Below are 12,447 nucleotides of genomic sequence, written 5' to 3' on the forward strand. Positions count from 1 at the left end.
GCATGTCAGGGCGCGTCGAGGAATCCGAGGACATCGCTGGCGAAGCTGGGCACGAGCGGGATGCCGACGTGGCCGCGGCCGTAGTAGATGATCAGACGGCCCCGGGGCAGCCCGCGTGCGGTCTCGCGGAACACCGCGGCGCCGTAGGGGGCGTCCTCGTCACCGCCGACCACGAGGGTCGGCACGGCGATGGCCGCGAGCCGCGAGGTGATGTCGAACCGGTCCTCCGCGCGGAGCACCGCCATGACGTCCGCGGTGGAGCCGCGGTACATGAGCGGGCCCATGACCCACCCGGCCCAGCTCTCGAGGCTGCGCGCGGAGGGCCGGAGGCCGCCGAGCCGGACGATCTCCACCCCTGCGCCGCGGAGGTCGCCGGCTTCGAGCCGGCGCAGGAGGGCCCGCTGCCCGGCCTTGCCCGCCGGCCCCAGCCGGCAGCCGCCGGCCACGAGGACGAGGCGGCGGACGAGCTCCGGCCGGTCGTGCGCAAGCTGGAGGGCCACGGCCGCTCCGGTGGAGATCCCGAGGACGTCCACGGGTCCCCCGAACCGCGGCAGCCGCTCCGCGTAGTCGGCTGCGATGTCCGCCATGGTCGTCGCCGGCGTGAGGCCCGGGCGCCGGTTCACCCACCAGACCTCGCGGCGCCGCGCCAGGGGACCCAGCGGTTGGGATTCGGCGATGAAGGCAGGCCCGCGCGGCACCTCGTGCCGAGGGGTCAGCCCCGGGATCACCAGAAGCGGCGGCCCGGACCCGAGCCTGAACGAGGGCAGCCCCTCGAAGGGGTTCGCGTGGCCGGTCTGCTCCATGGCGCGCCCCTACTGCCCGGCCCCGGCGCGGACGGCCCCGCGGCACACACCCGCGGTGCCCGCCGCGCAGGCCGGGCCGTGGCCGTTCGCCGCCGCAGAGCGTTCCATCCTGCTCAGGCTAGCCCGTGGACGCGGAGTGCTGGCAGGGCCGCGTCCGGTCAGCGGCCGCGGCGCTTCCCCGCGCCGGGCCGTCCGCCTCCCGCGGAGGGGCCCCGCTTGCCCCCTGCTCGGCCGCGGCCGCCCCCGGCGCGCGCGGCCTTGGCCGCCCGGCTCGCCTCATTGCGGGCCCTGGCCTCCTTGGACTGGGACGCGGCCCGGTCCTCTCGGCGCTTCTTCGCGGCCTCGGCCTGGTCCCGCTGCACGGACGCCTGCCGCGAGCTGTTCGCGCCGCGGCCCCGGACCACGCCGATGAACTCCTGGATGTGCTCGGACTCGTCCTCGCGCCGCCAGGCCACCCCCACCGCGTACGGGTCCACCCCGGTCACCGGCCGGTAGCGCAGCTCCTTGCGGTTGAAGTGCCGCACCACGGACATGGGCATGATCGCGAGCCCCGCACCGCCCTCGACGAGGTCGAGGCGTTCGGAGGGGCCGCCGTCGTACTCGAAGAGCTCATCCTCGACCTCGGCGAGCGGGATCTCCTCGAAGGCCTGGATCTCGTGGCCCTTCGGCGCCACCACCACGGGGAGCTCCTCGTAGAGCGGGATGACGTGGAGCTGCTCGCGGTCCCTGTCCACCGGGAGCCGGACGAACGCCACGTCCGCCCGGCCGTCGCGGAGCACGGCGAGCTGGTCGACGTCGTCGACCATCTGGGAGGCGAGCGGGACGTCCGGGAAGCGCTCCTCCCACCGGTGGAACCACTTGCCCGGCGCGACCCCCGCGACGAAGGCAACCTTCAGGGGCTGGGCACTCTCCGACTGCATGCGTCAACGGTAGCCTTGATCCATGAGCTCGAACCCCCAGGGCAGCGCGTCCCAGTCCATGAAGCCTGCCACCGCAGCCAAGAAGCTCGGGATCTTCCTGCCCGCCGCGCCCGCGGAGTTCCAGGAGGGCACCGTCTCCCGCGAAGAGTTCGACCAGCTGCGCGAGAACCCGCCCGCGTGGCTCACCGAGCTGCGCGAGCACGGCCCGCACCCGCGTCCGATCGTGGCGCAGAAGCTCAACGTGACGATCTCGGGCCTCGCCCGCGGCGGCATCACCGAGCCCCTCACCACGGCGCAGATCACCGAACTGCTCAACAACCGGCCGCAGTGGCTCCAGGAGGAGCGGGCCAACATGGCCGCGGTGCGCGAGGAGGCGCGCCGCGTCAAGGCCGAGGCCGAGGAGAAGGCCGCGCGCGCGGCGTCCGGGGCGCACGGCGCGGCGGCGGAGCGCTCGCTGCGCGGCGGCCGCCACGGCTGAGGCGCCGCGTCAGTCCTGGTGGAGCTGGATCCAGTTGCCGTGCCGGTCGTCGAACACCGCGGAGATGCCCGAGGGATCCTCGGCCGGCTCGCCCCGGAACTCCAGCCCGGCGTCGCGGAGCCGCCCATAGTCCTCCACCACGTCCGGGGAGCCGAGGACGATGGCCGGCAGCCCGGCGTCGTACACGCCCCGGCGGTAGGCCTCGGCGACCGGGTTGTCGCTCGGCTCCAGCAGCAGGCCCACGCCGCCGGAGTCCGGCGTGGTCACAATGAACAGGTTCGCCTCAGCCATCGCGAGCAGGGGCTCGAAGCCGAGGACCGTGGTGTAGAAATCGAAGGCTGAGGCAGGGTCTGTCACGTGGATGGAGCACATCTTGATCCTCATGCGCACAGCCTATGCACGCCCGGGCCGCCGGCCTAGGGTCCGCCACCGCGCACGACGCCGCGCCGGCACCGCCCGCGTCCGCCCGGCCTAAGCTGGGGCTTCCGACCCGACCCCGAGCCCAGGAGCGCCCGTGAGCACTGTTCCCCCCGAGATCGACACCCCGGAGATCATGGTGGACGCCGACGTGCTGCGGCGGAACATCGAGCGGATGGCGGCGGGCGTCGCGGCGAAGGGCCTCGCGCTGCGTCCGCACGCGAAGACGCACAAGATCCCCGAGATCGCCGCGCTGCAGCTCGTCGCGGGGGCCGTGGGGCTCACGGTCGCCACCATCGGCGAGGCCGAGGTGTTCGCGGAGCACGGCGCCGCGGACCTGTTCATCGCGTACCCGCTGTGGGTCACGGAGCGCAGCGGGCAGCGGCTGCGGCAGCTCGGGCGCCGGGCGAGGATCGCGGTGGGCACCGATTCGGCCGAGGCGGCCCGAGCGATGGGCGCCCATGTGGCGGGGGCCGACGTGGAGGTGCTCGTCGAGGTCGACAGCGGCCACCACCGCAGCGGCGTGGCGCCCGCGCAGGCCGTCCAGGTGGCGCGCGCCGCGGCGGACTCCGGGCTGCGCGTGGCCGGCGTCTTCACGTTCCCGGGCCACTCCTACGCACCCGGCATGCCCGCTGAGGCGGCCGAGGAGGAGCGGCGGGCCCTGGCCGAGGCCGCGCGGCTGCTCACCGAGGCGGGCTTCGAGGTGACCCGGGTGAGCGGCGGCTCGACCCCGAGCGCCCTCCTCACCGAGGCCCGGCCCACCACCGAGGTCCGTCCCGGCGTGTACGTGTTCGGCGACGCGCAGCAGCTCGAGCTCGGCCGCTGCGCGCCCGAGGACGTGGCCCTCACCGTGGCGGCGACCGTGGTGAGCCGCCACGAGGGCTCATCTGGCGTGCCCCGCCGGGTGGTCCTCGATGCGGGCAGCAAGGTCCTGGGCGGGGACCGCCCGGGCTGGGCCACGGGGTTCGGCCGGCTCGCCGACTTCCCCGATGCGCGGATCACCGCGCTCTCCGAGCACCACGCCACGGTGGCCTTCCCCGACGGCGAGGGGCTGCCAGCGCTCGGCGAGCGCCTGCGGGTGATTCCGAACCACGTGTGCGTCGCAGTGAACCTCGTCGACGAGGTCGCCGTGGTCAGCGGCGGCGAGGTCGTGGACCGGTGGCGGGTGGCCGCGCGGGGGCGGAACAGGTAGCCGCCGCTGCGGGGCGCGGACGACGGCGGGTGGGCGGCCGCCGTCGTCCGCCCCCTCCGCACGGGTGCCCAAGGACCTCTTGCCCCGGGCATGACAACAGGAGTAAAATTCTGTCAATTTCGATGCCTTGCACCAGCCCGGGCGCCTCCGCCTCGGCCGGGGGCGGCGGACGGGCAGGGGGACACATGCATCACCACCCATCAGGCGCCCCGCAGCGGGACGCCCTGACCATCGCGGCCCTGCACTGCCCCGCCTGCGACACGCTCGCGGACCACGCGATCGCCCCCATGGCCAGGAGTGCCCGGGCCTTCGGCGCGGCCCTGCGCCACCGGACCTTCACCCTCTTCTGCCTGGCGTGCGGCCGGATCGAGGAGCTCACGCCCGAGCAGGCCCGGGCGGCGCGATCGTTCGCCGCGGGCCGCAGCGCCTGACGCCCCGGACACCTTCGCCCCCTCCGCCCCCGGCTACAGCATGCGCTCGGCGTAGGCGCGCAGGGCGTCTCGGACAAACGCCGCCCCCTCCGGGCCGCCGTAGTTCTGCGCGAAGCGCGGATCCGCGACGTACATCTCGGCCAGGCCGAGCACATACTCCCTCGCCGGGCCGTCCGGGTAGCCGGGCGTGCCCGGGATGTCGGCGAGCCACCGCACGTGGCGCCCCGCGAGGCCCTGGGCGGCCTCGCCGTCGGGCGCCTCACCGGCCGCGGAGGCCTGCCGCCAGTCAGCGTTGAGCTGCGCCACCCGGGCCCGCCACTCTTGCTGGCCCGCGGCGCCGAGCCCGCGCCACCAGGCGTCGGAGTCCGCGTAGGCCTTGGCGCCCCATCGGGCCTCGACCTCGTCCCTGTACTGCGTGTGGTCGAACCCGGCGAACATGTCCTCGGCCATGAGTGGCCCTCCTGTCTCCAATGCGGTGATGGTCTGCTCCACCGCCCGCGCCTGGCGCGCGAGCCGCTCCTGCTCGTTGCCGAGCCACGCGAGGTGGCGGCGCAGCGCGGGGGCGGCGTCGCCGTCGTGCGCGAGGGCGTGTGCGATGTCCTCGAGCCCAAGTCCGAGCTGGCGGAGCAGGAGGATGCGCTGGAGCCGGACGAGGGCGTCGCGGTCGTAGTAGCGGTAGCCGTTGGGGCCGACCCGGGTGGGCTCGAGCAGGCCGATGCTGCCGTAGTGGCGCAGCGTCCGGCTCGTGGTGCCGGCGAGCCTGGCGACCTCCTGGATGCTCCAGTCCATGCGCGTCCTCCTTCGTGGCTTCCACGGTAGGAGTTGACGCTGCGTCAAGGTCAAGGGGGCCGGGTCAAGGAGCGGGCGCGAGGGATTCCGACCGGCTTTCCCAAGGCCGCGAGGCGATACGGCGGCGCGCCGCCCGGGACGCGCCCGCGGCGGCCCCTAGACCCGGTCGGATTCCGGCGCCACCCCGCGCAGCCGGTCCACGACGGCGAGCAGACCCTCGAGGCTGGTGCCGAAGGCCGCCTCGGGCCAGCCGCCGGCGAGCGTGGAGTAGTGGTACAGCCCCTCCCCCACGAGCATGATCGCCGCCGAGGCTTCCGGGTCCGGCACCTCGCGCCGGATGATCTCGAGCCACGCGGCGTCAAGCTCCTCGAGCGCGGCGAGGGCCCCCGCGTGCCCGGCCTGGGCCAGCCGCACGGTGGCGACGAAGAGCAGGTCCAGGTCCGAGCCCGTGCTCACCGAGGTGCGCACGAAGTACCGCGAGGGCCCCTCGGTGGCGGAGGCCATCTGCTCCCGGTCCTCGGCGGCGGCCTCGGCCAGCCGCCCGAGCAGCCCCTCGGCCAGCGCGTCCTTGCTCCTGAAGTGGTACAGCAGCCCGCCCTTGGAGACGCCGGCCGCGGCCGCCACGGCGTCCATGGTCGCCGCCCGCTCGCCGTCGGAGACGAGGAGGTCGCGGTAGGCATCGAGGATCGCCGCGCGGGCCTTGGGGGGTCTGGGCATACCGACACTGTACGCGTCGTTGCAGCAATACCGTCCAGACGGTATAGTTATGGCTATCCCCCACCCCAGGAGCCCCCGATGAACCAGGCTTCCCAGGCCCAGGCATCACCCCGCCTCGCCCCGCCGACCCCCGCGCGCCGCTGGCTCGCCCTCGCCGCCCTCATGTTCCCCGTGCTGCTCATCGCGGTCGACAACACCGTGCTGAGCTTCGCCGTCCCGGCGATCTCGCTCGCACTGGCGCCCACGGGGACCGAGATGCTGTGGATCGTCGACGTCTACTCCCTCGTCCTCGCGGGACTGCTTGTGCCCATGGGCTCGATCGGGGACAGGATCGGGCGGCGCCGGATCCTCCTGACCGGGGCCAGCGGCTTCGCCGCGGTCTCGGCCGCCGCCGCATTCGCGACCACCCCGGCCCAGCTCATCGCGGCGCGGGCGCTCATCGGCGTGTTCGGCTCGATGATCATGCCCGCGACCCTGTCGCTGATCCGCAACATCTTCGCCGACGCCCGCGAGCGCCGGCTCGCCGTGGCCGTGTGGGCTTCCGTCTTCTCCGGCGGCGCGGCGCTCGGGCCCCTCGTGGGCGGCGCGCTCCTCGAGCACTTCGCCTGGGGCTCGGTCTTCCTGCTCGCGGTGCCCATGCTCGTCCCCGCCCTGGCCCTCGCCCCGGTCCTCGTGCCCGACTCCCGCGACCCGGCGCCGTCGCCCGTCGACCCGGTGAGCATCGCGCTCGTGGTGGGCGCCGCCGTCGCCCTCGTCTGGGGGATCAAGGAGCTCGCGCACGACGCCGGCCCCGCCCCCGCCGCCGCAATCCTCCTCGGGCTCGGGCTGGGTGCAGCCTTCGTCCGGCGCCAGCTCGGCCGGGCCGCAAGCGGCAGGGGCCCCATGCTCGATGTCCGCCTCTTCGCCCGCCCGGCGTTCAGCGCGGGGCTCGCGGCCAACCTGCTGAGCATCTTCTCGCTCGTCGGGTTCATGTTCTTCCTCTCCCAGCACCTCCAGCTCGTGGCCGGGAAGGCACCGTTCGAGGCCGGGCTGCTCATGCTCCCGGGCATGGCCCTCTCCGTGGTCGCCGGGCTCGCGGCCGTGCGGCTCGCGGCCCGGTTCTCGGCCCGGTCGGTCATGGTGGCCGGCCTGCTGATGAATGCGCTGGGCTATGCGGTGGTGCTCGGGTTCGGGCGCGACGGCTCGCTTCCGGGGCTGCTGACGGGCTTCGCCGTGACGGGCGCCGGCGTGGGCCTGGCGGAGACGCTCTCCAACGACCTCATCCTCGGCTCGGTCCCGCCGGCCAAGGCCGGGGCGGCCTCTGCGATCTCCGAGACGGCCTATGAGCTCGGGGCGGTGCTGGGCACGGCGGTGCTCGGGAGCATCCTCGGCGCGGCGTACCGGGCGGGGGTGCAGGTGCCGGCCGGGCTGCCCGGCGAGGAGGCGGCCCGCGCGCACGAGACCCTCGGCGGCGCCGTCGAGGCCGCCGGGCTCCTGCCCGCCGACGCGGCGGCGGAGCTCCTGGACTCGGCGCGTCGGGCCTTCGACTCCGGCGTCGCGTCCACGGCGGCGATCGGTGCGGCGCTCATGGCGGGGGCCGCCGTCGTCGTCCTCCGCGTCCTGCGGGCGCCGAAACCGCCCCGGAGATGATGGGTCGGGCACGGTCCGGGCAGCAGGCACCCTGCTCAAGCCACCATGTCCCGCCATAGGATCGGAACCGCGTGGGCGCACGCCCCGCTCCCCGCGAGAGAGGAGCTGCACATGAGTGGCAACGATCCCTTTGACCGCATCCCGGAGACGGCGAGCTTCACCGTCACGAGCACGACCGTCACGGACGGCCAGCCCTGGCCGGCGGCGCAGTACTCCGGCGCGTTCGGCGTGCCGGGCGGCGAGGACGTCTCGCCCCAGCTGTCCTGGTCCGGGGCACCCGAGGGCACCAAGAGCTTCGCGGTCACGGTCTACGACCCGGACGCGCCGACCCAGTCGGGCTTCTGGCACTGGGCCGTGGCGAACATCCCCGCGTCGGTCACCGAGCTGCCCGAGGGCGCGGGCACGGCGTCGGGCGAGGACATGCCGGACGGCGCGATCCAGCTGAAGAACGACGGCGGCACCGCCCAGTTCGTCGGTGCCGCGCCGCCCTCGGGGCACGGGACGCACCGGTACTTCATCACGGTGCACGCCCTCGACGTCGAGGACATCGGCGTCAACGCGGACTCGTCGCCGGCCTTCCTGGGCTTCAACATCTTCTTCCACACGCTCGGGCGGGCCGGCCTGGTCGTCACGGGCAAGATCGACTAGTCACAGGACGGCCAACTCGCTGCCGTACGGCCGCGTCTGCCGGGATGCCCGGCGGCCGCGGCCGCTGCGTCCGGGACCTCAGCCGGCGAGCGCGGCCGCCGCAGCGAGACCGAGCAGCGCCGCGGCCAGGCACAGCGCCAGGGTGCCCACCCCATTGACGACGGCGGCCGCCCAGCGGCCGCTGAGGGCGAGGCTCACGCTCTGGTAGCTCGCGGTGGAGAAGGTCGTGTAGCCGCCGAGGAAGCCGGTGCCCAGGACCGCCTGCACGGCGGGGTCGGCCCCGGCGAGCACGGCGCCCGTGACGAGGCCCAGCGCGAGCGACCCGGTGACGTTGATGCCGATGGTGGCGAAGGGCAGCGGGCCCCTGATGCGGCGGCTCACGGCGGTGTCCAGCACGTAGCGGGCCACCGCGCCCAGGCCGCCGGCCGCGCCGAGCAGCAGGGCCTCGAGGGGGCTCATCGGGGCTCCTCGGGGAGGTCCTGGCCGTCAGCCGCGGCGCGGTCTCCGATTCCGCCCCCGGTTTCGGTCATTGCCCCCCGCTGAAGACGGTGGTCCTGACCGAAAGGTGAGGCGGTTTCACGGCTGGCGTCGGCCGCGGGAGCCGCGGGGTGGGCCCGGCCGCCGTGGGGGTGGGCCGCGGCGTGCGCCTCGGCGGCCAGGCCGCGCCGGTCCTCGCGGTGCAGCCAGGCCGCCCCGGCGACCCCGAGCAGGGTGGCCGCGGCTCCACCGAGCAGGCTCAGCGCGAGGTACCACGCGCCGTCGGACGTCCGGCCGGCCGCCAGGAGCCGGGACCCGTCCACGGCGAGGGTCGAATAGGTGGTGAAGGCGCCGAGGAAGCCCGTGCCCACCGTGAGCCGGACGAGGCGCCGGGGACCCACGTCCGGGCCGCGCCGCGCGAGCGATTCGAGCAGCGCCCCGAGGGCCAGCGCCCCGACGAGGTTGATGGCCAGGGTCCCGAGGGGCCAGCCGCCAGGCGTCGGGATCGCGGCACCGAGCGCCCACCGGGACAGCGCGCCGAGCACGCCGCCGCCGAACACGAGGGCGAGCACCCCCGGGGAGAACGGGTGGGCGAGCCGGGGAGGCGCAGGCAGCCGCGACGGCGCGTGCGGCGCGGGGCCGGCGTCGTGCGCGGGGCCCGGAACGGGAAGGCGGGGGTCGGAAGTCACGGCGGGTAGAGCCTACCGCCCCTCCCTGTGCGCGCGGGGCCCGGCGTAGCGTGGAGGTGTGGACGCGGCATCCGGGGTCATGGCGTGGTTCGCGGCCACCGATTCCGAGGTGGCCCGCTGGGTGCTGCAGCGCGGCGTCGCGGCCCTGTTCTTCGTCGCATTCCTCTCGAGCCTCAACCAGTTCCCCGCGCTCGTCGGCGAGCGCGGCCTCCTGCCGGTCCCGCAGTACCTCGCGGGGTTCCACCGCCTGCGCCGCCCGAGCCTTTTCCGGTACCGCTACTCGGACCGGCTGTTCCGCTGGGCGGCGGCCGTGGGCCTCGTGGTGTCAGCGCTGCTCGTGCTGGGCGTCCCGCAGGCGGGGCCGTGGTGGGTCCCGCTCGCGGCGTTCCTGGTGCTGTGGGGGCTGTACATGTCGATCGTGAACGTCGGTCAGACGTTCTACGGGTTCGGCTGGGAGATGCTCCTGCTCGAGGCGGGGTTCACGGTCGCGTTCCTCGGCTCGGACCAGGTCCCGCCGCCGCGCCCGATCCTCATCCTGGTGGTCTGGCTCGTGTTCCGGCTGGAGTTCGGGGCGGGAATGATCAAGATCCGCGGGGGCGCCGAGTGGCGGGACCTCACCGCGCTCTACTACCACCACGAGACCCAGCCGATGCCCGGCCCGCTGAGCCGGCAGTTCCACCTCCTGCCGAAGTGGATGCACCGCTCCGAGGTGGTGGGGAACCACTTCGCGCAGCTCGTGGTGCCGTTCTTCCTGTTCTTCCCGCCCGTGGGCACCGTCGCGGCGGCGGTGGTGGTCGTGACGCAGCTGTGGCTCGTGCTCTCGGGCAACTTCGCGTGGCTGAACTGGTCCGCGATCGTCCTCGCGTTCGCTGCCGTGGGCGACGCGGCGGTGCACTGGCTGCTCCCGTCCGTCCCCGAGCGGCTCTCCTCGGCCCCCTGGAACGCCGGGGCCGGCGGGGGCGGCGGGCGTACGACGGCGTGGCCCGCCTCGGGCGACTGGGTCGCCTGGGTGTGGGTCGGCGTCGTGGTCGCCGCGTCACTGCTGCTGCTCGTGCTCTCGTGGTGGCCGGCGAAGAACCTCGTCTCGAGCCGCCAGCTCATGAACGCCGCCTTCAACCGGTGGCAGCTCGTCAACACGTACGGCGCCTTCGGGTCGGTGACGAAGAACCGGGTGGAGATCGTGGTCGAGGGCACGCTGGACCCGGTCCCCGCGGAGGACGCCGAGTGGCGCGAGTACAGGTTCCGCGGCAAGCCCGGCGAGCCGGAGCGCATCCCGAGGCAGTGGGCGCCGTACCACCTGCGGCTCGACTGGCTCATGTGGTTCCTGCCGCTGCGCACCGTGCACGAGGACTGGTTCTACGCCTTCCTCGTCAAGCTCCTGGCGGCGGACCCGGCCACGCTCCGGCTCCTGCGCGAGGATCCGTTCCACGGCGAGCGTCCGCGCTGGGTGCGGGCGCGGTCGGCGCTGTACGAGTTCTCGACGCACGCCGAGTTCCAGCAGACCCACCAGCGCTGGGTCGTCACGCCGCTGCGGGTGCTCATCCGGCCGCTCACCCTGCGCGAGGGCGAGGAGGCCGGGCACTGATGTGCCGTGCGCTCTGCCGTGCCGCCGCCCGCTGAGGGCCGGGGCGCAGAGGCACAGAGGCAACGAGAAGGGCCCCGGTCACTGACCGGGGCCCTTCGTGCGGTGCGCGAGGCGGGATTTGAACCCGCACGCCCTTTCGGACACTGGCACCTGAAGCCAGCGCGTCTGCCGTTCCGCCACTCGCGCGCAACACTTCCGCCGTTCGGGCCTGAGCCCAACCCTGCGAAAGCAGCGAGAACCAGCATAGCCGAGCGGTCCGCGGATTGCGAAATTGCCCGAGGCCACCCTGAGGATGGGCGAAGATGGGGGACGGCGCGCCAGGGGAACCGTCGTTACGCGCTCGGTACACCCCGGTTCAGACGGCACCCAGAGGCGCCCAGTAGTATCGGGTGAGGACTGTGCACGCAGCGTGCACCGCTCCGTGAAGCTGACGCACTGCGCCCGCACCCGCGGGCCCTGGACCTGGAAGGAGGGGCCATGGGACTGCTCGACAGGCTCGAGCGCGGCATCGAGAAGGCCGTCCACGGCGTCTTCTCGACAGGCTCGAAGGGCCAGGTGCAGCCGGTGGAGATCGCCAGCAGGCTGCGCCGCGAGATGGACCGCCAGGCCTTCTCGATCGACCAGGGACGCACCCTCGCGCCCAACGTCTTCGAAGCCCACCTCTCCGACGCAGACTTCGAGCGCGCCCGCGGCTGGGGGCAGCCGCTGGCCGAGGAGCTGTGCGACGTGGCCGTCAGGCATGCCCGCTCCCAGGGCTACACGCTGCAGGGCCCCGTCCGCTTCACGTTCCGCCACGACGCCGCGCTCAAGCCCGGCCAGTTCGAGGTCGACTCCCGCACCGAGCGGAACGAGGCGCGCCCGAACCTCCCCGCCGCCCCGACGCGCGAGCCCGTGCGACTCTCGCCCGTGCTGGAGATCGATGGGCAGCGGTACTCGGTCAACGCGGACTCCGTGGTGCTGGGCCGCTCGAACGAGGCAGACATCGTGGTCGACGACACGGGCGTCTCCCGCCGGCACCTCGAGATCCGCACCGACGGCAGCACGACGTACGCGGTGGACCTCGGCTCGACCAACGGCAGCTACATCAACGGCCACCGCATCGAGGGCAGCGCCGTTCTCCACGACGGGACCACCATCACCATGGGACGCACCAAGATCGTCTTCCGCATGCTTCCGGCACCCCGGGGAGGGAACGCGTGAACGAGCTGACCCTCACCGCCCTGCGGCTCGGGTTCCTCCTGCTGCTGTGGCTGCTCGTCTTCAGCGTCGTGGGCGCCATGCGCCGTGACCTCGCCGTCGGCCGGCGGAACAAGACCGGCGCCCCCACCGCCCGCCAGGTGCGGCGGAACCCGGAGCTCGCCGAACCGCCCGCCCGCCAGCAGGCGCACCGCCTCGTCGTCGTCGAGGGCCCCCTCGCCGGCACCAGCCTTCCGCTCGAGGGAAGCCCGGTGCTGCTCGGGCGCGCCCAGGAGGCCACGCTCGTCCTCGAGGACGACTACGCCTCGGGCCGCCACGCCCGCCTGTTCCCGCAGGGAAGCCGCTGGTTCATCGAGGACCTCGGCTCCACGAACGGCACCTACCTCGCGGACCAGCAGCTCACCCGCGCCCAGCCCGTTGAGCTCAACGTGCCGATCCGGATCGGCAAGACTGTGATCGAGCTGAGGCCCTGACC

At 74.0% G+C, this 12,447-nt stretch carries 15 protein-coding genes and 1 tRNA gene; 8 read left to right on the top strand and 8 right to left on the bottom strand.

Annotation, left to right across the window (positions count from 1 at the left end; all coding sequences use genetic code 11):
- Positions 1-5: 5 nt before the first annotated feature.
- Entirely contained in the window at positions 6-803 is a 798-nt protein-coding gene (locus J2W21_RS08125; protein WP_307114001.1) for an alpha/beta fold hydrolase, read from the bottom strand.
- Between the two features lie 158 nt (positions 804-961).
- Complete coding sequence (locus tag J2W21_RS08130) at positions 962-1,723, bottom strand: LysR substrate-binding domain-containing protein (RefSeq protein ID WP_307114002.1); 762 nt, start codon at positions 1,721-1,723, stop codon at positions 962-964.
- 58 nt (positions 1,724-1,781) lie between these two features.
- Between J2W21_RS08130 and J2W21_RS08135 the strand changes: the two genes are divergently transcribed.
- The gene (locus tag J2W21_RS08135) at positions 1,782-2,201 is read left to right on the top strand and encodes a DUF5997 family protein (RefSeq protein ID WP_307114245.1); all 420 of its coding nucleotides are present in this window, start codon (positions 1,782-1,784) and stop codon (positions 2,199-2,201) included.
- Between the two features lie 9 nt (positions 2,202-2,210).
- Here the strand turns inward: J2W21_RS08135 and J2W21_RS08140 are convergent, their stop codons facing one another.
- A complete protein-coding gene (locus J2W21_RS08140; RefSeq protein WP_307114003.1) occupies positions 2,211-2,585 on the bottom strand; it encodes a VOC family protein in 375 nt (124 codons plus the stop codon).
- Positions 2,586-2,715: 130 nt separating this feature from the next.
- Here J2W21_RS08140 and J2W21_RS08145 point away from each other — a divergent pair, with 130 nt between their 5' ends.
- Positions 2,716-3,810: an alanine racemase gene (locus tag J2W21_RS08145; RefSeq protein ID WP_307114004.1), complete on the top strand. Its 1,095-nt coding sequence runs from the start codon at positions 2,716-2,718 to the stop codon at positions 3,808-3,810.
- A 185-nt stretch (positions 3,811-3,995) separates the two neighbouring features.
- Positions 3,996-4,241 (top strand): hypothetical protein, encoded by a 246-nt coding sequence (locus tag J2W21_RS08150; protein ID WP_307114005.1) that lies wholly within the window; start codon positions 3,996-3,998, stop codon positions 4,239-4,241.
- 33 nt (positions 4,242-4,274) lie between these two features.
- Here J2W21_RS08150 and J2W21_RS08155 read toward each other — a convergent pair whose 3' ends face one another.
- Complete coding sequence (locus tag J2W21_RS08155) at positions 4,275-5,030, bottom strand: MerR family transcriptional regulator (RefSeq protein ID WP_307114006.1); 756 nt, start codon at positions 5,028-5,030, stop codon at positions 4,275-4,277.
- Between the two features lie 156 nt (positions 5,031-5,186).
- On the bottom strand, positions 5,187-5,747 hold the full coding sequence (locus J2W21_RS08160) for a TetR/AcrR family transcriptional regulator (RefSeq protein ID WP_307114007.1): 561 nt from the start codon (positions 5,745-5,747) through the stop codon (positions 5,187-5,189).
- A 78-nt stretch (positions 5,748-5,825) separates the two neighbouring features.
- Here J2W21_RS08160 and J2W21_RS08165 point away from each other — a divergent pair, with 78 nt between their 5' ends.
- Complete coding sequence (locus J2W21_RS08165; protein ID WP_307114008.1) at positions 5,826-7,376, top strand: MFS transporter; 1,551 nt, start codon at positions 5,826-5,828, stop codon at positions 7,374-7,376.
- Positions 7,377-7,487: 111 nt separating this feature from the next.
- Positions 7,488-8,024 (top strand): YbhB/YbcL family Raf kinase inhibitor-like protein, encoded by a 537-nt coding sequence (locus J2W21_RS08170; RefSeq protein WP_307114009.1) that lies wholly within the window; start codon positions 7,488-7,490, stop codon positions 8,022-8,024.
- A gap of 78 nt (positions 8,025-8,102) precedes the next feature.
- Here the strand turns inward: J2W21_RS08170 and J2W21_RS08175 are convergent, their stop codons facing one another.
- Both J2W21_RS08175 and J2W21_RS08180 read right to left on the bottom strand, forming a co-directional pair.
- Positions 8,103-8,483, bottom strand: a complete 381-nt coding sequence (locus J2W21_RS08175) for a fluoride efflux transporter FluC (RefSeq protein WP_307114010.1) — start codon at positions 8,481-8,483, stop codon at positions 8,103-8,105.
- On the bottom strand, positions 8,480-9,190 hold the full coding sequence (locus tag J2W21_RS08180; RefSeq protein ID WP_307114011.1) for a fluoride efflux transporter FluC: 711 nt from the start codon (positions 9,188-9,190) through the stop codon (positions 8,480-8,482). Before J2W21_RS08180 ends, J2W21_RS08175 begins: the two co-directional genes overlap by 4 nt.
- A 79-nt stretch (positions 9,191-9,269) precedes the next feature.
- Here J2W21_RS08180 and J2W21_RS08185 point away from each other — a divergent pair, with 79 nt between their 5' ends.
- Positions 9,270-10,775 (top strand): lipase maturation factor family protein, encoded by a 1,506-nt coding sequence (locus J2W21_RS08185; RefSeq protein ID WP_307114246.1) that lies wholly within the window; start codon positions 9,270-9,272, stop codon positions 10,773-10,775.
- A 103-nt stretch (positions 10,776-10,878) separates the two neighbouring features.
- Here the strand turns inward: J2W21_RS08185 and J2W21_RS08190 are convergent.
- Positions 10,879-10,961 (bottom strand) — tRNA-Leu (locus tag J2W21_RS08190).
- A 291-nt stretch (positions 10,962-11,252) separates the two neighbouring features.
- Between J2W21_RS08190 and J2W21_RS08195 the strand changes: the two genes are divergently transcribed.
- Together J2W21_RS08195 and J2W21_RS08200 are read left to right on the top strand one after the other, a co-directional pair.
- Positions 11,253-11,975, top strand: coding sequence for an FhaA domain-containing protein (locus tag J2W21_RS08195; RefSeq protein WP_307114012.1), 723 nt, complete (start codon positions 11,253-11,255; stop codon positions 11,973-11,975).
- Positions 11,972-12,445: an FHA domain-containing protein FhaB/FipA gene (locus tag J2W21_RS08200; protein ID WP_307114013.1), complete on the top strand. Its 474-nt coding sequence runs from the start codon at positions 11,972-11,974 to the stop codon at positions 12,443-12,445. The genes J2W21_RS08195 and J2W21_RS08200 overlap by 4 nt, the downstream gene beginning before the upstream one ends.
- The last annotated feature ends 2 nt before the right edge of the window (positions 12,446-12,447 follow it).

It is taken from the genome of Sinomonas atrocyanea (assembly GCF_030811715.1).
Lineage (GTDB): Bacteria > Actinomycetota > Actinomycetes > Actinomycetales > Micrococcaceae > Sinomonas > Sinomonas atrocyanea_A.